Origin of the sequence: Pseudomonas sp. Irchel s3h9 (genome assembly GCF_900187475.1) — a bacterium.
Lineage (GTDB): Bacteria > Pseudomonadota > Gammaproteobacteria > Pseudomonadales > Pseudomonadaceae > Aquipseudomonas > Aquipseudomonas neuropathica.
Genome location: NZ_FYDH01000010.1, coordinates 272,465 through 292,115 on the forward strand (window position 1 = coordinate 272,465; position 19,651 = coordinate 292,115).

The 19,651-nt window shown below is 55.8% G+C and carries 17 protein-coding genes; 16 read left to right on the plus strand and 1 reads right to left on the minus strand.

Annotation, left to right across the window (positions count from 1 at the left end; genetic code table 11):
• Positions 1–5 precede the first annotated feature (5 nt).
• The 16 genes from CKW26_RS18705 to CKW26_RS18780 all read left to right on the plus strand — a co-directional run bounded on the left by CKW26_RS18705 (position 6) and on the right by CKW26_RS18780 (position 19,486).
• On the plus strand, positions 6–2,486 hold the full coding sequence (locus CKW26_RS18705; RefSeq protein WP_256579912.1) for a type VI secretion system tip protein VgrG: 2,481 nt from the start codon (positions 6–8) through the stop codon (positions 2,484–2,486).
• Entirely contained in the window at positions 2,483–5,869 is a 3,387-nt protein-coding gene (locus CKW26_RS18710) for a hypothetical protein (protein WP_095049662.1), read from the plus strand. The genes CKW26_RS18705 and CKW26_RS18710 overlap by 4 nt, the downstream gene beginning before the upstream one ends.
• On the plus strand, positions 5,869–7,215 hold the full coding sequence (locus tag CKW26_RS18715) for a T6SS immunity protein Tli4 family protein (protein WP_095049663.1): 1,347 nt from the start codon (positions 5,869–5,871) through the stop codon (positions 7,213–7,215). Before CKW26_RS18710 ends, CKW26_RS18715 begins: the two co-directional genes overlap by 1 nt.
• 145 nt (positions 7,216–7,360) lie before the next feature.
• Positions 7,361–8,323, plus strand: coding sequence for a hypothetical protein (locus CKW26_RS18720; protein WP_095049664.1), 963 nt, complete (start codon positions 7,361–7,363; stop codon positions 8,321–8,323).
• Positions 8,278–8,700 (plus strand): hypothetical protein, encoded by a 423-nt coding sequence (locus tag CKW26_RS18725; protein WP_095049665.1) that lies wholly within the window; start codon positions 8,278–8,280, stop codon positions 8,698–8,700. Before CKW26_RS18720 ends, CKW26_RS18725 begins: the two co-directional genes overlap by 46 nt.
• A 100-nt stretch (positions 8,701–8,800) precedes the next feature.
• Positions 8,801–10,168 carry a lysozyme inhibitor LprI family protein gene (locus CKW26_RS18730; RefSeq protein ID WP_095049666.1) on the plus strand — a complete coding sequence of 456 codons (1,368 nt, stop codon included), beginning with the start codon at positions 8,801–8,803 and terminating at the stop codon, positions 10,166–10,168.
• A 138-nt stretch (positions 10,169–10,306) separates the two neighbouring features.
• Positions 10,307–11,701 (plus strand): TIGR01777 family oxidoreductase, encoded by a 1,395-nt coding sequence (locus CKW26_RS18735; RefSeq protein ID WP_095049667.1) that lies wholly within the window; start codon positions 10,307–10,309, stop codon positions 11,699–11,701.
• 9 nt (positions 11,702–11,710) lie between these two features.
• Entirely contained in the window at positions 11,711–14,161 is a 2,451-nt protein-coding gene (locus CKW26_RS18740) for an alpha/beta fold hydrolase (protein ID WP_095049668.1), read from the plus strand.
• Entirely contained in the window at positions 14,158–14,886 is a 729-nt protein-coding gene (locus CKW26_RS18745; protein WP_095049669.1) for a hypothetical protein, read from the plus strand. Before CKW26_RS18740 ends, CKW26_RS18745 begins: the two co-directional genes overlap by 4 nt.
• Before the next feature lie 88 nt (positions 14,887–14,974).
• Positions 14,975–15,430, plus strand: a complete 456-nt coding sequence (locus tag CKW26_RS18750) for a hypothetical protein (RefSeq protein ID WP_095049679.1) — start codon at positions 14,975–14,977, stop codon at positions 15,428–15,430.
• A 4-nt stretch (positions 15,431–15,434) separates the two neighbouring features.
• Entirely contained in the window at positions 15,435–15,806 is a 372-nt protein-coding gene (locus tag CKW26_RS18755) for a hypothetical protein (RefSeq protein WP_095049670.1), read from the plus strand.
• A gap of 19 nt (positions 15,807–15,825) precedes the next feature.
• Entirely contained in the window at positions 15,826–16,374 is a 549-nt protein-coding gene (locus tag CKW26_RS18760) for a hypothetical protein (protein ID WP_095049671.1), read from the plus strand.
• Positions 16,361–17,209 carry a type IV pilus biogenesis/stability protein PilW gene (locus CKW26_RS18765; RefSeq protein ID WP_095049672.1) on the plus strand — a complete coding sequence of 283 codons (849 nt, stop codon included), beginning with the start codon at positions 16,361–16,363 and terminating at the stop codon, positions 17,207–17,209. The genes CKW26_RS18760 and CKW26_RS18765 overlap by 14 nt, the downstream gene beginning before the upstream one ends.
• Positions 17,206–17,961 carry a lysozyme inhibitor LprI family protein gene (locus CKW26_RS18770; protein WP_095049673.1) on the plus strand — a complete coding sequence of 252 codons (756 nt, stop codon included), beginning with the start codon at positions 17,206–17,208 and terminating at the stop codon, positions 17,959–17,961. The genes CKW26_RS18765 and CKW26_RS18770 overlap by 4 nt, the downstream gene beginning before the upstream one ends.
• Before the next feature lie 71 nt (positions 17,962–18,032).
• A complete protein-coding gene (locus CKW26_RS18775) occupies positions 18,033–19,004 on the plus strand; it encodes a hypothetical protein (RefSeq protein ID WP_256579914.1) in 972 nt (323 codons plus the stop codon).
• A gap of 56 nt (positions 19,005–19,060) precedes the next feature.
• Positions 19,061–19,486 carry a hypothetical protein gene (locus CKW26_RS18780; RefSeq protein WP_095049674.1) on the plus strand — a complete coding sequence of 142 codons (426 nt, stop codon included), beginning with the start codon at positions 19,061–19,063 and terminating at the stop codon, positions 19,484–19,486.
• 44 nt (positions 19,487–19,530) lie between these two features.
• Here CKW26_RS18780 and CKW26_RS18785 read toward each other — a convergent pair.
• Positions 19,531–19,651: transposase (locus tag CKW26_RS18785; RefSeq protein WP_141228961.1), on the minus strand; the 121-nt coding region annotated here is incomplete at its 5' end.

Here is a 19,651-nt window from a genome sequence, read left to right on the forward strand (position 1 = left end):
ACTTTATGTTCAACCCAGCTAACGAAACCCACTTCAGCCTCAAGGTCGAAGACTACGTCGGCGACCTGCAAGTGCTGTCGTTCACCGGCACCGAAGGCATCAGCCAGCCGTATCGCTTCGACCTCGAACTGGTCAGCGAAAACCCTGATCTGGACCTCGAACAACTGCTGCACAAGCAGGCGTTTCTCGCATTCGATCCTCAAGGCTCGGGCATCCACGGCCAGATCTACCGCGTCGCTCAGGGCGATGCCGGCAAACGCCTGACCCGCTACAAAGTGTCGATGGTGCCGCAACTGCAATATCTGCATCACCGCACCAACCAGCGCATCTACCAGCAGATGTCAGCGCCGAAAATCATCGCGCTGATCCTCGAAGAACACGGCATCAAGGGCAACGCTTACAACTTCCAGCTCAGCCAGCCGTGCCCGGATCGCGACTACTGCGTGCAGTACGACGAAACCGACCTGCACTTCGTCCAGCGCCTGTGCGAGGAGGAGGGGATTCACTATCACTTCCAGCACAGCGACAAAGGCCATCTGCTGGTGTTCGGCGACGACCAGACCGTGTTCCGCAAACTCGGTCAGCCAACTGCGTATGTGCAGGGCAGCGGCATGGTCGCCGAAGAACCGGTGATCAAAGGCTTCAAACTGCGCCTGGAAACCCGCACCAGCCGCATCACACGGCGTGACTACGACTTCGAAAAACCGCGCCTGCAAATGGAAGCCGCCTACAAACCCGAAGGCGGGAGCACTGAGCCGGATCTCGAAGACTACGACTACCCGGGCCGCTTCATCGACCGCGCCCGTGGCAAGTTCCTCAGCCAACGCGCCCTCGAACGCCATCGCGCCGACTACCGGCAGGCCGAAGGTCGCGGCGACCAGACCAAACTGGTCAGCGGCCACTTCATGGAACTGTCCGACCACCCGCGCAGCGAGTGGAACGACCTGTGGCTGCTCACCGAACTCTTCCACGAAGGCAAACAGCCGCAAGTGCTCGAAGAAGGCGTGACCAGCGACACCACTGACAACAAGGACGACTTCCACCAGGGCTACCGCAACACCTTCCTCGCCACCCCGTGGGACGTGTTCTACCGTCCGGCCCTCGAACACCCGAAACCGCGCGTACTCGGCAGCCAGACCGCCATGGTCACCGGCCCCAAAGGCGAAGAAATCCACTGCGACCAGTACGGCCGCATCAAAGTCCAGTTCCACTGGGACCGCGAAGGCCAGGCCGACGACAAAACCAGCTGCTGGCTGCGCGTCTCCAGCTCCTGGGCCGGCGACCGCTACGGCGCCATCAGCATCCCGCGCATCGGCATGGAAGTCCTCGTCACCTTCCTCGAAGGCGACCCCGACCAACCGCTGGTGACCGGTTGCCTGTACCACAAGGAAAACCCGGTGCCGTACGCACTGCCGGCGAACAAGACGCGCAGCGTGTTCAAAACGCTCAGTTCACCGGGTGGCGGTGGGTATAACGAACTGCGCATCGAAGACAAGAAAGGTGCGGAGCAGATCTACATCCACGCCCAGCGCGATTGGGATGAGAACGTTGAGCATGACCAGAAGATTCGGGTCGGGAATGAACGTCATGACACGGTAGTTAAGAACACCTACACAGAGCTGAAGGCTGAAGAACACCGCACCACGATCTCCGATCGCAAGGTTGAAGCGAAGCTGGATGATCACCTGACGGTTGGGCAGAACCAGCATGTGAAGCTGGGGACTGCGCAGCTCACCAGCGTGGGGAAAGAGATACACCTCAAGGCTGGGGACAAGATTGTTATTGAGGCGGGGACAGAGCTGACCATTCTTGGGGGTGGGAGCTTTATCAAGCTCGATGGCGGTGGGGTTACGGTGGTTGGGCCGGTGATCAAGATCAATGCGGGTGGTTCTGCGGGATCGGGGACTGGCATTGGGATTAAACCGCCGGTGCTGCCGGGTGCGGCGGATAAGGATAAGGCCGGCAGCCTGATGGATCGCGCTCAGGGCAACACACGATCGCCAGTCCCACCCGCCCCGGTGAAGAACCTGCGCTTTGACATTCGTCTGGCTGACCGCCCTGGGGAAGGCGCCTTCGCATTGGCGAACACACCGTGGCGCATCATCAAAATGAGCGAGCCGACCTGGAAAAAAATCGGTCGCGTGCCAGAAAGCGACGTCATCGCCAAAGGCGAAACCGATGACGAAGGCAAAGTCACCCTTACCGATGCTGTTCAGAAGAAGCTGTCCCTCGAATACCCACAAAATCCGGAAATGTTCTGGCTGGTATATCCAGGTCAATGCGTTGCGCTCAAGGCACATACCGACACCGGCTGGTCTGAAGAACAGCGTGAACTGCTGGCACTGGCAAGTATGGACTTCAGCAGCGAGCCCCACTCCGACGCCCGTCACGAACAAGCCGGCACAGACAAACTCAGCGCCTTCGAAAACTTGTCACTGACCGACGGCATTGCACTCTTCGACAAATTAAAGGGATTTAAGGCATGAGCAACTTGAACGGCGTTCAGCCCAAGCAACTGAACCAACTGAACTCAAAAGAAGGCGATGCCTACACCGCTACTTCCGCTCCTGGCTGGTTCATCAAAGGCAATGCCAAATACGGCGAAGCGTTCTCACCTGAGCGCCCGGGCAACGAAGTGAAGTTTTTCACCACCGGTAGCGACTACTTCAAAGATGTCGCCAATGCGATAAAAAACGCTAAGAAATCCATCTTCATTTCCGGCTGGCAGATCAACTACGAAGTGCGGCTGGAGGGCGAAACCCGGCTGTGGGACTGCTTGCACCATGCGTTGCACAAAGGCGCGGCGCCGGACATCTACCTCATGCCTTGGCTGTCGCCGAAGGCCGCCGTTGATACCGGTGATCTGGAAACCATGGTGGCCGCGTTTGTTCTGAATGCCGGTCTCGCGAAGAAAAAAGTCTGGTGCCTGCCGGCGATCCAGCAAAGCGACATGGGCACCCTTGGCCTGTTCTTTTCCCATCACCAGAAGATGGTGGTGATCGACAACGAAATCGCCTACGTCGGTGGGATCGACCTCGCCTACGGGCGCCGCGATGACAACAACTTTCGTCTGGCCGCCGAAGGCCGAACCGCCAACGAGTTTTACAACCCGTGCATCCCGCCGATCAAGGAAATCGAAGCCCACAAGCAATACCCGTACATGACCACCGTCGAGTTGATCGGCGCAGCCTTGATGGAGGGTGATGTATTGAGCAAGGCCCAGCGCAAGCTGGCATGGGCAAAAGATAACAAGATGTTCAACGTGCTGCGGGAAGCCAAGAAAGACGCCGGCGAATGGTTCGCCGAAAAGGGCAAGGACGGCCTGCGCTTGCTCGGTGCGGGTGCTGCGTACTCTACCGGCGGTGTGATCTACATTGCCGAGTTCATCCAGCAACAGTTGACCGGAGACAATCTGGAAGGCTGGAAGAAAAGCTTGCGCCAATGGAAAACCTCGCTCGATGGCGCCGTCGGCACCATTGATCATGAAGTCCAGACGCTGCAAAAAACCGACAGCAGCCTGACTGAACTGCGCCAGGAAGCCAAATCCATCAGCGAGGCTATCGGTGTGGCGCTGAATAAGCCGGAACAAGCCTCGGCCATTCAGCAGCGTGTCGAGAACTGGCTGGTGCGCGCGCAACAGAAAATTCCTGCGGTGACCGCGGTCACTCAGCCGGGTCGCGCCAAGTTGCAAACTCAGGTCACCCGCCTCAAGGGTGAAGTGCAGACCTGGGTAGAGCGCGCTGCTCCGCAGGCGGACAAGTTTCAACAAGACTTGTCCGCCTGGGCTGGCCAAGTCATTAAGTCCGGCGGTCAAATCAGCGAGCAGCTATTGAACGAAGGCAGCGAACTCACCAGCCTGTGGATCCAGCAAACAGGGCTGGGCGCGTTTTATGCCTGGCTCAACAACACGCCAACGCCGATTATCACCGCCAAGGCGATGACGGAATTCGAACAGATCTCCACCCCTTTTGTCCTCTACCTGCACTCGGTTCTCGACCGATTGAGCGATGCTCAAACGGGCCAGCCCTATTCGTACCTGGCCGACCCCGCGACCCGCCTGCTGCCACCCGGCGGCATGATGCTCGACAGCATCAAACAACCGCGCATGCCTTGGCATGACGTGCACATGCGTCTGGAAGGCAGCTCGGTTTATGACCTGTCGCGCAATTTCATTGATCGCTGGAACAGTCTGCAGGCGCGCTTCGACGGCAAAGTGCAGAAGATGCCAAGCGTGCTGACCGGCCTGCTGAAGTTCGCTGACAAGAACCTTGAGCCCGTCCCGTTCAAACCGCACTACCTCGCGCAACCCGAACGTGTCGCACCAAAGGGCAAAATGAGCATGCAAGTACTGCGAAGCGCTCCGCTGCGCATGCAAACCGAAGAACGCCAGGGCGCCAGCAAGTCAGGCGCCAAAGGTCCAGCCTCCGCCCCGACAGGCGTTCAGGCAAATTGCATGCAGGCCATGCTGCAAGCGATCTCGGGGGCGCAGCATTTCATTTACATTGAGAACCAGTTTTTTCAGAGTGCGTATGGCGAGGACACAAAGCCCTCGGCCGACCTGATCAAAGGGCCAACGCAAAGCTTGATGAACATTTCCGGGCTGCCAGACTTTGAAACTTATAAAACGCGACTGCGCTTGGATGAAGTCGACAAAGACCCGAAAAAATTGCACAAGATCAATTATTTCGCACTGGCAGAGATGATACGAAACAAAGAAGCCGAAGCATTGACTCAAGGCATCATGCAGGTGTTGACCAACCAGTCAACCGTCGAAGGCCTGAACCTCCTGCAAAAGCCACAAACCGCCCTGATAAACCCGCTGTGCGAAGCGCTGGCCGATCGAATTGAACGCGCGATCGAAATGGGCGAGAACTTCCATGTCTACATGGTTCTTCCCGTGCACCCCGAAGGACCGCTCAACGCGATCAATCTGATGACTCAAGTTCACCTGACGATGCAAAGCATTTCTCTGGGCCAGCAGAGCTTGATAAAACGAGTGCAGCGGGCGATGGCGATGAAGGAGCAGATGGATAGAGGCAGATCGGAAGCGGTCGCGAAGGCCGGTATAGAGCTCGCTGGAGACGGAACTGACACGCTCAAGGTTTATGAAAAAATGAAATGGTCGAAATACCTGACTCTCTTGAATCTTCGGTCATGGGAACTGCTCGACCAGCCGGTTACGGAACAGATTTACGTGCACAGTAAATTGCTTATTGCAGATGATCGTGTGGCGATACTCGGCAGCGCAAACATCAATGATCGCAGCCAGTTGGGTGATCGAGACTCGGAGTTGGCTGTGATCGTATCGGGTACGGTTTCGACGCCTGCTCCAGTGAACGGAAAAAAACAACATCCCGTCTGCCCTGAGATCAAGGCGTTACGAGGCAAGCTGTGGCGCAAGTTGTTTGCGCTTGACGCCACCGATAAAGGCGTCAAAGTCCGGCCCGCTGCGCTGCTGGGTAGTTTGATAGATGAACCTGCGTCACCGGAAACCTGGAAGGCGATTCAGAAACAAGCGCAAAAGAACTCTGATGCATACAGAGAAGCCTTTACTTTTATCCCCGGTGACGATGTATCAATCTGGCCGACTTGGAAAAAAGATCTAAAAACAGATACAGGCATGTTGACGGGTAAAAAAGAAAAGCCAATGCCTTTCGAAACTGAATTCTGGAAAAAATACAAACCCAGCGGAATGCCAAGAGAAATCCTCGGATTTATAACAGCATTTCCTGTTAACTGGACAAAAAATGAAAATAATGACTCCGGTTTCAGCAAGACCATACTTGCTAAAATACAACCCAACAAAAAGGAAGGTGAAGATATAGCTGTCGCAGCTTTAAACAATAACCGAGTCACGGAAAATTCATAATGCGTCCTATTAAGCCAATCTACATTTTACTCAGCTGCTATTTTCTTTTAACCCAAACTGCGCAAGCAGAAAACGCTAATACCACAACAATCACCAACACTGAATGCCTAGGGCGCTCGCTATTTGATATCAATCAAGATACATCATGGCACTTACTGAACGACCAGTGGGACTATACCGATCGCCTCGATTTTGCCACCTACACTCCGGACATAAGACTGGAGGACAAAGAACTTAATTACGGCAGCGATCCAACAAATGATGCTTACAGTCTCGTCACTATAGATGTCAGTCCAAAAACTACTTTCGAAACATTTAAAAAATTGGTCGACAGACATAGCCCAAGCGTGGTTGAGGCTAAAGAACGAGTTATAAAAAATAAAATAGAAGAAATTTCAGTAGCCATGACCGGTGACTTGTCGCGCTCGGATCCTGATCAATACAAATCCTTAGAGGATGAAAGAGACGAGCTTAGGGAGAAATTTGACAAGTTGGGTAGAGCAACCATAGAGCGAGTTTTATTACCGGGCCTAATCGCTGAATTCAAAGAACAAAAAAAACCTACTGAAAAACTCGAACTTGAGCTTGAAACCTACCAGAAAGAGTTCGACAGCTATCCAACAGACGAACTCTATGCCGAACAGTCCTCTTTCGAATTCGGCATGCCAAACGCCTACGGCGCTCGTCACCCCCACAAGCTCATCGTCCTGCTATGGCGCGACGAGCGCGTCTATCGTTTTGCCTTCGGCCAGCAGAGCGCCTATTCCAGACACAGAAGCTCGTTCGAAAAACTGCTTCCTGCCGCCCGTGATCTGCTAGCACGGTTCCGCACACGCGCCGAATTTGAGATACCCAAAGAGCCTGGCTTCTGCTTACCTTTCGGCTTCATCGCCGATGATGGCAAAGCCCACTACTCAATTACCATGGCCTGGCATCCCACTGACAACCCGAACTTGCTGTACAGCCTTAGTTTGAGTGATGACATCGGCAAAGCTTTTGACTTGCTGCCCATATTGACCACACCGATCATGGCCAACCCGTTCCCAAGCGCCGGCGTCATTCAAACCTTCGGGCCTTCAAAGGTGCAGATCGGTTCGCGCGAAGGACTTATGGGTGGCAAGTATTACAGACCCACTGATCCACAAGGCGATGAAAACTCTTCCACAGAACGCTTTGTCATAACCGCCGGAACGGCCAATAAAGGCTGGGAGCCTAGCCTAGTATTGAAAGCCGAGAATTATGCTTCAAAACAAGTCAGAACCTTTGAGCAGAGCAAGCAAGACTTCCTCAACATCCTAAAGAGCTTCCGCCTGCAACCTGGCATGGACAAGCTGACCGGTAAGTGAAAGCAATCTTGCGGTGCGCAATAGAGCAGATCTGTTCAATGTCCGACTTGGATAATCTGCTCAGCACCGCAGCAATTAGCCGTCGAACGAATACGCTATACACGTCCCGTTAATAGCGATCAGCAACTGGATACGGAAGCCCCTGATGCATGCCACTCACTTCTTATATGCCTTATTTACGTCAGCGCTGATAAGTTCACTGGTAGCGCAAGCCGGCACTGGAGAGTCTAAATCACAAACAGAGTGCTTGGGGCGATCGGTATTCGACATAAAACCAGAATTAACGTGGCTCCTGCTTAACGACCAATGGACCTATACTGCCGGCACTGATTTCACCACTTATTCACCGGATATACGCTTGGCGGACAAGCAGCTCAGTTACGGCAGTGATCCAACAAATGATGCATACGGTCTAGTCACCATTGAAGTCTCACCTAAAACCGATTTGGAAACCTTTAACGAATTGGTCAGCAGCCATCGCCCAGACATAACCGTGGCAAAAGAACGTGTAGTAAAAAACAAAATCGACAAAATTTCAGAAATAATGACAGGTGACTTATCTCGCTCGGACCCCGCAAAATATAAATCACTGCAAAAGCAACGACTCGATCTCCGCAAAACATTAACCAGAATCAGAAAAGTAAGCACCGAACTCGTTGTGCTGGCGGACTTTATAAGTCAATTCAAAAGAGAAAACCGTCCCTACAAACATTTTGAAGTTGAATTGGAAGCCTACAAAAAAGAATTCGATACCTACCCAACAGATGAACTCTACGCCGAGCAGTCCGCCTTCGACTTCGGCATGCCAGACGCCTACGGCGCTCGCTATCCCGACAAACTCATCGTGCTCTTGTGGCGTGACGACCGAATCTATCGCTTCGCATTCGGCCAACAAAGCGACTATTCCGAACACAGAAGTTCGTTCGAAAAACTACTCCCCGCCGCCCGTGACCTGCTCGCGCGCTTCCGCACGCGCGCAGAATTTGAGATCCCAAAGAGACTGGCTTTTGCCTGCCCTTCGGCTTCATCGCCGATGATGGCAAAGCCCACTACTCGATCACCATGGCCTGGCATCCCACTGACAATCCGAACCTGCTTTACAGCCTGAGTTTGAGTGACGACATCGGCAAAGCCCTTAATCTGCTCCCGGTATTGACCACGCCGATCATGGGCAACCCATTCCCAAGTGCCGGCGTCATTCAAACGTTCGGCCCTTCAAAAGTGCAAATCGGATCGCGCACAGGAATCATGGGCGGCAAGTATTACAAGCCCACGGACCCGCAAGGCAAAGAAACTGAGGCCACAGAGCGATTCGTCATGACCGCAGGTCTGGCCAACAAGGGATATGAACCGAGCATGGTGTTGAAGGCCGAGAATTACGCTTCAACACAAATCAGAACCTTTGAGCAGAGCAAGGAAGACTTCCTCAACATCCTGAAGAGCTTCCGCCTGCAACCGGGTATGGACAAGCTGACCGGTAAGTGAAAGTAGAATCCGCGGGCGCAAATAGAGCAGATTTTCCGTAAGGGAGACTTGGGTAAATCTGCCTCCCCCGCAAAACCTGAATGACTCAAGGAAGAACACATTGAACCGTTTTGTTTTTACCCTGCTAGCCGCGCTACTACTGCCAGTTTCAGCGGCCTACGCGCAGGACGACTGCCGCAATGTCACCTCAAGCCTGGAAATGGTGCCCTGCTCGGAGGCGTCGAAGAAGGCTGCCGATGCGCAGTTGAATGTCAGCTACAAGCAGTTGATGTCGCGACTTGAGTCTGACTATCGAGCAGATCCGGCATTGGGCGCGGAGTACGCCGCGAAGGTCAAAGAGTCGCAACGTGCGTGGTTGAAGTTGCGCGATGCGAACTGCCCTTTGGAGGCATTCGAAATCGAGACGGGGATGCCGGCGCATGTGTTCGCCGTTAACTCGTGCATCGCTAGAATGAGTCGCGAGCGCTCGGCGTATCTGGACAAGATTGTCCCTGCGCTTGCATCCGATGAGAGCGCTTCGACGGCTCCCACCAGCGACGCTTGCCCCTCGGAGGAGTTCGCGCCTTTCCTGACTGCGTTTTCCGCCAACAGCGAATCACAACGCCGTCTGACTGCGATGACGGTCAAGTCGCTGGTGTTGAAACCGGTAGCAGGAAAGGATCGAAGTACCTTTGAGCCTTCGACCTCGGGAGTCAGTGGAGCTACTTTCAACTATCCGCTGATGGCCGCCATCACGTCCGGCAAGACACCTGGAGTCGAGATCGAGGAGGTCGACGACAGTCACGTCAACGTTGTGGATAAACGGGCGGGTAACAGCAATGTGAAAATCTTCAACTTCTCTCGTCAGGCGTGCTGGGTGCTTGAGGGGATTGAGGATTGGTCGATCAGCGAGAAGGATCTTGTCGCAACAGATAACCCGGGAATGAGCCGCGCCGAGAACTTCTGTTATCAGCGTGCCGAAGCGCTAGGTGGGCTGGGGTTTCTTGAGCAATACCCGCTGACGGTGGAGTTGATTGAAGCGTCGCTGGAAAATTTTGTCTGTGCTGCGGAGTCGGGTGACGCACAGGCGAGCCTGTCGGCGGCAAGCCTGAGCCTTTCGCAAATGGCGTCTCAGTTGGAAACCCCGAAGGTTGAGGCGCTATTCAAAGCGGCCTCGAAAATACCGAGTGGCGCGTTAGCCTATGCCACGTTTCTTTGTTCAGGAAACTCGACCGACTATAACGGCCCTTGCCTCCATCCCGAGCAGGCAAAAGAGCAGGTTATTCGTGCTATTTCCATGGGCTCCGCTGATGCGATGAATTATCTGGCCTCGACCTTTGAAGGTGGCGAGTTTGGAACGAAGGATATGTCCCGGGCGTTAGCCTGTTATCAGATGGCGGCTGACAAAGGTAATCAGTTGGGCATCTTCAACGTGGGGCGATTGGGATCGACAGGCACGGCGCCGATCAAGGCCAGTCACTGCATCTGAAATGCCGGGTCATGTCTGATGCGTTTTCGCAGTCGTTGAGTCTGAATCCGTCCGGTAAAACGTTTAGTTTTTGAGCATCTGACGACCACCATTTTCCTTTAAACTCCCCACCCCCAAGGAATGCGCTCAGGACACGGAATGCCAGCCCCCTCGACCTCGCTTCGCCCAGCGCTAGTGCTCTGGCTATACGCCGCCGCAATCGTGCACATTCTCGCCGGCCTCACCCTGACCTGGGCCGGTCATTCCGGATTACTCGACGGCTATCTGCACACCCTCGAACTCAAATTCTGGGGCGCCGACCCGGTGCCCGTCGCCGGCCACGAACAACAAGTCTGGTGGCTCGCGCTGTTCGGCGCGACGCTGCAAAGTTATTCGCTGTACATGCTCGCGCTGGTGCACTTGGGCAATCGCTTGAAAGCCCCGGCAGTTTGGGGCTGGTTGATCGCGGGCATCCTGTTATGGGCGCCTCAGGACATGTGGCTCTCAGCGCAACAACAGGTTTGGTCGCATCTATGGCTAGATGGTTTTGCATTGCTGGTGTTGGTGCCGCCGTTATTCTGGCTGTATCGACATGACCGCCGAAAATCTCCTTCAGTAAAGACTCCGAGCCAATCCAACCCGTTTGCCGGCGGCGCTTTCAATCGTGTGCTGATCACTGGCGGCACCGGGTTTATCGGTGAAGCCTTGGTCAATCAATTACTCGACGCGGGCCACTCGGTCAGCGTCCTGACACGCGATCCGTTGAACGCGGCCAATCTATTCAACGGCCGCGTCCGCTGCGTGCATTCGCTCAGCGAACTCAGCCACGACGAAGCCTTCGACGTAATCATCAATCTCGCCGGTGCCCCCGTCGCGGGCCCGCGTTGGAACGCCAAGCGGCAAGCGCAACTGCTCGCCAGCCGAGTCGGCACCACCGAAGCGTTGATGACCTGGCTGAAGAACACCAAGCACAAACCAGCCCTATGGATTCAAGCCTCGGCCATCGGTTTCTACGGCGTGCGCGATGCCAGCGAAAACCTCGACGAACACGCCAGCAAGGGCGACGGTTTCATGGCCGAACTCTGCGCGCGTTGGGAGGCCGCCGCGCAACCGGCCACTGAGTTTGGCGTGCGTCAGGTGGTGCTGCGTCTCGGCGTGGTGTTCGGCCCCGGCGGTGCGTTGACGCCGTTGCTGCTGCCATTCCGCCTGGGTTTCGGCGGGCGCATGGGCGACGGTCAGCAGATCATGAGCTGGGTACATCGCAACGATGTGCTTCAGGTGATCGCGCGGGCGTTCAACGACGACACTCTGCGTGGCACCTACAACATGGTCGCGCCGGAAACGGTGAGTCAGGCCGCGTTCGCCGAGCAGGCCGGCAAGGTCCTCAAGCGTCCGGTGTGGTTGCACATTCCCGCCGCGCCAGTGCGTGCATTGGCGGGGGAGATGGCGCAGCTGTTTTTCGACGGTCAGCGCGTGGTGCCGCAGCGTTTGACCGAGGCCGGCTACACATTCCGCTATCCAACCCTCGACGCCACTCTGCGCGATCTGACCTGAGGATCGCTCATGAGCAAGCCGTTGATGTACCTGCTAGCCGGCAACGGTAGCGCTGCCGATTGGTGGGACGACGCGCTGCCGCACTTTCAGCGCTACGACGTGGTGCCGCTGGAGTTGCCGGGCTTTGGCGCCAACCCGCAGTCACCCTGCGAAGATCTGGCGGACTACGCGCAGACCTTGCTGGCGATGACGCAGCAGGGCAGCGCGATCATGGCGGTCGGGGTCAATGCCTTGCTTGTATTGCATGCGTTGCAGCGTCGGCCCGGACACTTTTCCCGCAGTGTTCTGTTGGCGCCGGTTGGGGCATTTTTGTGGCAGCGTCGATTGCCGGCGCTGATGTCACCGCTGCCGATCCGCAAGACCATCCACTGGCTGCTGTCGAACAAACCCACGCTGTTCGCGCGCAAGTTCTCCAACCAGACCTGGACGCCCGAGCAGTACCAGCGCATGGGCGCCGGCTATGCGCGCTGCCGTGCGTTTGTGCCGCACTGGGATCTGATTCGCGCCGACACTGCGCTGCCGCTGCTGGAGTGGATCACCGATCCGGTCGAGCTGGTCTGGGGCGATCAGGACGCTGTGCTCGGCATCGAGCAAGCAGCGGCATGGTCGGCGATTCTCGCCCGCGCTGATCTGACCATCAGCCTCAAACCCGGTTGGGGTCATTACCCGTGGATCGACTCGCCCGCGCAGTTCGCGCAGTGGCTGGAGTCGGGCGAGCGCGGGTTTGTCGCCCACACCAAGGGCGGGCGTTTGCGCCTGGCTGAACTGGCCCGGCAAGCGGTACCGGCAGCGCTGACCCTCAACGATTGCACCGATCCGCGTCTGCCGGCATTTCTCGCGGCCCAACCTGATGTGACCTGGGCGGTGCGCTCCTCCAGTTACGGTGAAGATCAGGCCGACTCGGCGAATGCCGGTTTGAGCACCACCTATCTGCGCGAGCCGTCTGCCAATGTGCCGAAACGCATTGCCGAACTGACGGCCGAAGGCGTCGAGGAAGTGGTGGTGCAGCGCTTCATCACGCCGCTAGTTTCCGGGATCGCTTTTGTGCGCCATCTCTCGGTAGAACTGGAGTGGGTTGAAGGCCATCTTGAATCGCTGGCCGACGGTCACGTCAGCCCCTCTCGGGCAACGCTTTCGCGGCTCGGCGATGCGTGGCGCAGCGGCACGTTCACGCCGGCCCATGGCTTGACCGAAGACCTGCTCTGGCGCTTTCTGCAAGACGTGCTGCGCGTATTCCACTACGTGCCCGGCGACGTCGAATGGGCCTGGGACGGCTCGCAACTGTGGCTGCTGCAATACCGACCGATCAGCGACTACGGCTGGCGCCGGCACCTGACCGCCGCCAACATCGCCGAGATCCTGCCGCCGCAACCGAGCGTACTGGTGGAATACGCCCAACGCCGAGCCGCCGCGAGTATTCCGGCGATCATGGCGCGTTGGGATGCGCGGGTGTTGCAGGACAACGAGCCGTTCACCGCAGTGTTCGGCGGCGCGTCCTATATCAACAATGATCTGTTTCTTGCAAGGCTGGCCGACTGGGGCATCAGCGCCGCTAACTACGCGGGTGAAGTTGGCGGCGCGACGCCACATCTGCCGTGGCAACCGCTGAAGATGCTGCGTTCGTTGCCGCTGTTTTTGCGTATGCAACGCAAGGCTCGCGGCCATTTGCTGAATCTTGAAAACGGCTTGCAGCGCTTCGATCAGGAACTCGCCGAACTCGTCGCCCAAGCTGCCGATGGTCAGCAATTGGCAGACTGGTTCACTCGGTTTTACGTGTTCGTGGTGCAAGGCAATCTGTGCATCGCCACGGCGCTGGCCAGTAGTGGCGGCGAATGGCTTGGGCGCCCGCCGACCGCGTACGACAACCTTGAAAACAGTCCTCACCGCTTGCCTTGGGAAACCGATCCGGCCACCCCTCGACCCGCGTCGAGCGATCTGCCGCTACAGCCATTCCCGCAATGGTCAGGGCTGATCCGCCTAGCGCATTCGACCGGCCTGCCGGGCCTGCGTGGTTACTACCTGCAAGTGCGCGAGTGGTATCGCGACAACCTGATGCGCATCTTCTTTCGTCTGCACCACGCCATGCCACTGGCAGATCGCGAACACTGGTTTGCGCCGCATCCCGAGGTGCGCACCCGAGACGGCAGCTTCTGGCAGGACGGTCGCGAAGGTGCGGAGCAGGCCACCGGGTTCATGATTTATCCGGGGCAGGTGCAAGGCATCCTCGGCGCCGACATCCTGCTCGAAGATACCCTCGATCCGGGGCGACATGCGCATTACCAAACCGCGCGGGCGGTTATTGCCCGAATGGGCGGGCGCTTGTCGCATGGCTCGACGTTGTTGCGGGAGTTGCGCAAGCCTTCGGCAGTGATACCGCAGGTGGATCCGGCGTGGGTGGGGTGTGAGGTGGTGTATCGGGATGGGGATTTGGAATTGATCAATTCGAAGGATGCGAAGTGAAACTACGATACCTCCGCGAATTGATCTTTGGTCTGGTCGCGTTTTTACAGGTGGGTTATGTGACTGGCGCAGGTCCTGTATTGGTCGGTAACGAGCCCGGCCAGTCGCCGGTTGCGCAAGGCCCGACCGAGACAATTGTAGACATGGGTTCGTGTCGGTTCTCCATGCCGCTGCTGCAGAACCAATGGCTGAAGTTCGACGATTTCTATTCGGTATTTATCGCAGCCAAACAACTGCCCAAACCGTCAAGCGCCCCCAGCTTGTGGCAAGCGCAGACGTCGAGTGGTGCCGACTGGCACTTCGAGAAACACGGTGACCTGAGCCAGCCGTGGTTTGGTTTGATGTGTGAAAACTCGGAGAACTTTTCGCTTCTCACCGACTGGAAACCCCCGGTAGACGATGTGTTTGCGGTGCAAGTCCTGCGTGACGACAACGACCGCAGGTGTCCGGCGACCCTTACCGATCAGGGCTGGGTGCCCAATTCGCTGGCCGGTCGTGCGAATGCCTACACCTTCGAACAATGGGGAGGGGAGAGTTCTTCGGGTTTCATCTTCGGTTTCCACGACAAATCACGACGGCACATTACCCGCATCGCTTTTTGCTTGCTGCGAGGTAAAGCTGTGCTGATCGGCTCGGCGGAATCAGGTTCATCCGCCCCGTTGGCGATCAGCAACGAAGGATTCGAACAAATCAAGAAAGCGGTGCGCGGCATTGCCTTCGAATGAACATCCCCAAAATGCATTACGTCGACGGAGCTACAGCGTGAAAGGATTTTCGGTTCTTCTCGGCAGCTTGATATTGGCTGCCGCGTCCATGGCATTCGCTGCCGATCCAGCCTTCAAGGATTACACCGTCACGCCAGTTTTCACCGGCCCCAACCATAAGCTGGTGCCGCAAGAGAGCAGCAGCCCAATGATGGATCAGGCACGGGCACAAGCCCTGAAAGGCAAGGTCAACTTCGCCGGCCATTACATCCTGCACAGGCTCGGCTGTGGCGGTAGCGCCATTTGCGGCGAAGTGCTGGACGCTCAGACTGGGGAAGTCGTTGGCGGTCTGCCGAATGCTTACGACGGCAGCACGTTCGGCATGGTTTTCCAGCCCGACAGCAGCTTGATTATCGTGTCCGGCATCACGCTCGACGGCGAAGAAGATGCCCAAGGGAATGCTTTGGAAAGTGGTAACCGGGACCGTTACTACGAATTTGTGAAAAACGAATTCCGGCTGCTGAGCATGACCGACGTGGAATCGTCGCCGATGGATGAGGAGTGAGTGGATGAACCGGTTTTTCATTCGGACGGTGCTAATTGCGCTTTCGCTTTTACCTCATTCACTGCCCGCGACTGCCAGTGAAGGCAGTTGCTACGGCTACCTTACTGAGCTTGTCAGGAGCAGCGATTTTCCGTTTCGTTATGTCGGCAAGGACAAGGTCAATTTGCTGATCGACGAGGACGACGGCGAAGCAGTGCGCGCCCAGCTGTTCTTCGATACTGACGGCACCGGCACGATTGGCTGGATCAAATACACCCCGGCTACCCGTGTATTGCTCAATAGCTCGGCGGAGTTGGAGGAGCCGGTGGCATTGTCATTCGATGCCAAGTTTGCGGACGGCTATGCGAAGTGCTTGGCGGAACAACAGGCTGGTTAACGGCGAAAAGGATTTCTCAATGAATCAGCTTTTGTTTTCCGGGGGCCTGGCATGGTTGTTCTCTTCCCCAGCCTTCGCCGCGCCGACGGATGCTTACACCCAACGCGATGTCATGCAGTGCGGCGGTGTTGAAGTGGTGTTGGTGTCGTCCTGCCGATCGGTGACGGTGGATGGTGCGCAAACCCACGTCATCCCGGTCTGCTCCGACCAGACCATCAACATCGGTAGCAAGGCGTTTCGACGCGATATCAGCAAAGTTTCACAACTCACTTCCGACGGTGCGAAGACGAAAATGTTGAGCAATGTTGTTGTGGCGATGGATTGCGTGGAAGGCCCCCAGGGCAGTCTTGTTTCGATAGGCGGCTATGGCGGTTGTGGTGCTTGCGGGGAGTGGCACGGCTATTACTCGACAACAGGGCGATTGGAGCAATACAGCTTCGATAATAACCAGCGCTCGTTTGGCTCGAAGGGATCTCGGGACGAGCTGATCAAGGCCTATGGCGTTACGAAGAGACAGTTAATGTCAGAAAGCCCGGCGGTGAAGAGGATCGTCTATGGCCAGCCTTAAATGGGTGTTGATGATCAGCTGCCTTCTTGCCGTCACAAGTGCCCTTGCCGAGGACCCGCCAATAGTCGGTATCGATGGGCACACCGTGACGTTTAGAGCGACAAAATGGACGATGCCCGGTGTGGATTCGGCGACCGCATGGTTCACCGCCAACGGCAAAACCTTCCCGCTCTTCAGTGCCGATGTTGGCGCCGACGGACACCCGGATTGGCTCAGTCCTGACAAGAAAACCTTATTGCTCGACCCGGTGGTCTTCGGCATGTTGTCGGACGAGAATCAAGAAGAAAAACTCGTCTCGCAACAGCATTGCGATGTGATCTCCATGGAAACCGGTTGCGTGCTGGCCGAGCGTTCCCCTCGTTTTTGTCTTGGCAAATGGGTGGGTAATCAGTGGTTTTCGGAAGATGGCGAAGTCCTCACACCTAGCCTGGAAACGGAGTCCCCGAAGGAGTGGTTGAAATATATCTCGACCATCAAAGCTGCGCAGTCCCGCGCTGATTCTATCGAATCGGGCCTGACTTTTTTGAGTCCTGAATCCTACATGGCGTGCCATCCCCCGGCGCAAAATGTTCAGGCGTACAACGACCTCGGTTTTTATCTGGCCGAGGGCGGTAGAGATGAGCTGGCGCTGAAGTTTTATCGCGGCGTTGAGGCCGTTGGTAAACGCACGGTACTGATGTTGAACATCGCCGATTCACTCTGGCGCCTTGATCGGAAAGAAGAAGCGCAGCGTTATTACCGCGAGTACCGCGACGCGATGAGCGCCGACGGCAAGGCGCAGAAAATTCCGCAAAGAGTGATTGAGCGAACTGCACTTCAGGGAATGAAAAATTGAACAGGATTGTCCGTTTTATCGCATTGCCTCTTGGAACGCTGTGCGTATCAATCGCGCATGCCGAGGACACTTGCAAAGTCATCAACGTGAGCTGGCAATACGATGAGTGCTTGGAGGCCGACCGTAAGAATGCCGACGTACGACTCAATGCCAGCTACAAAAAACTGATGTCGCGGTTTGAGTCCAGCCCCGAACCGGAACTGACCAAGACAAATATGGCCGCTGCCAAAGAGTCGCAACGTGCCTGGATCAAATTGCGTGACACCACCTGCCCCCTCGAAACCACGGCTGTCGCACCCGGTTCGCAGGCTTATTCCCAAGTACTCAATAAGTGCATCACCAGAATGAGTCTGGAGCGTGCCGCCTACCTGGATGCGATTGCGCCTGACGGCCCGAGTGAAGTGGTCGATGTGGCCAAGGTTTCTGCATCGGCCTCGCAACGTTTCGGTGATGTGGTAGCTCGCTACGTCACTACGTTTGGCAACCCTTGCCTCAATGTCCAGCTTCTCGCGCCCGATGGCAATTGGCGAGTGCTGGCGTCCAAGCGGTTCTGCAGTTTCGAGGGCAAGTCGTTTTGGGATGGCTATGCCAGTGCGGTGTTTGAGGATCATGCGTTCGCTACTGATGGTTTACACCTGACGCTCAGCTTGTTCGAGCTTCGTGGGGAAAGAGAGAAGCGGCTCGCTTGTGTGATACCGATCCAGAATGAGCAAATCAAAGAGCTGAAGTGCGGCGCACCTGAGTCATCGTAAAACCCTCAGCCTAAACATTTGAAGATTGATTAACAGGGAAGTGAGTGGAATTGGCCAGGCTCTTAAGTTGTATGAGTGCGCTCGGATTCATGGTTGCCTTGTTGGCTCAGCAGGCATTAGCGAGTGACCCGCAAACCATCGGTGAGCTACATCCGCCTGTAGTCGCCTCGCTCGGTGATCAAAAAATCACGGTGTTCTTTTTGAAGAACAACCTCAAAGGTCAAGTTAGGGAAGGACATGTTCCTTATGCCGAGATCTTCTACATCACCACGAATGCGGTGAAGCCTTCGCTGAATTATGTGTGGAAGGTCGAAGGCGAGCAGATCGCCTCGGTGTTCTTCTTTGAACGCAAATTCCCGGAGCAATCGAGGAAGTCCATGTTTGTTCTGACAAAACAAAAAGTCTCGCACAGTCAATTCGAAGGTGATTCCTATTCGGTGCTGGAATTGCCACTGGTGAAGGACGGCGAACAATTGGCTTTGCGGTTTTTTAGCGGCGACCCACCAGATCCCGAGCTTGAGAACTGCCTCGACGGTCGAAATCTGGCGGATGATGTAAAAGTCGAATGTGCTTACAAGGATGCGACCAGCATTAAAAAGCGCTTGGCAGACTTGGATGCAAAGATAATTGCGGATTCAAAACTGCATCAGGACAACCGTCAGAATCCACTCAAAGCCAAGGGTGATACGTCTAACGTTACATGCCCTTCGACCGACTTTTCAGCGTTCCTCTCAGCTTTCTCCGAACGCGCAGATGTGCAAAAAGCCTTCGTACAACAACCGCTGAAAATGGCCACGACCGTGGCCGGCGATCCTGAACCTGAGATGGAAAAACGCAGTCTCAGCGGCGATCAGCTCAAGTTTCCAATCATGCCGGATCAAGCGACGCGAGATACCCAAGGCCTGACGTTGACCATCAAGGAAGCGCGGGACAAAAAAGCGATCGCGATCCTGCAGAAGCCGGATACCGACTATGTCTTCGAATATCGGTTTGTTCGTGGGCAGTGTTGGCGGTTGGAAGAAGTGGCGGATTATTCGCTTTAGAAACACCGGCGCTCATCGGCATATGTGCCTTCAACAGAACGGGTTCAGAGGGATTTGTGAAGAAGTTATTTTTAGTGCTGCTATTGGTGTTGCCGTTGGCGGCCCACAGTGAAGTTTCTACACAGGTAAGGTGCTTCCATTCGCTGGAAGGCAAAAACATCAATTTTGAGTTCAGAACCTATTACGACGTGGCCGCCAAATGGAGCGGCGCAAGTGTCAGGTACAGCAAGTCGAAGAAAGCCATTACTTTGGTTCATCACCGAACCGAAGAGTACGTCATGACGGAGGACGGGCCCTACGAATTCACGACGACTTGGGTGGAAGTTTCAGACGGTGCAGTGACGGGGCAGTATGTCATTGCAACGCAAGGCGCTCGGGTGAACTCTATGCGTTACACGAATTACAAATCCGGCAAACAGTATTCGTTCGATGAAGACTTCAGCATCGAGGCCTCTCCGGAAACGGGTTGTCAGTGGGGATGAAATCTTCAAGAAAGGGGACTTAACGTCCCCTTTTTTCAGGTTCTTCACGGATTACCGGGAAAGACGCTCTTGATCTTCATGAAAAAGAATTCGCTATCTCGGTAACCGTACGCCATCCGCTTGATGACCTTTATTCGATTGTTTATTCCTTCCAACTGACCGGTG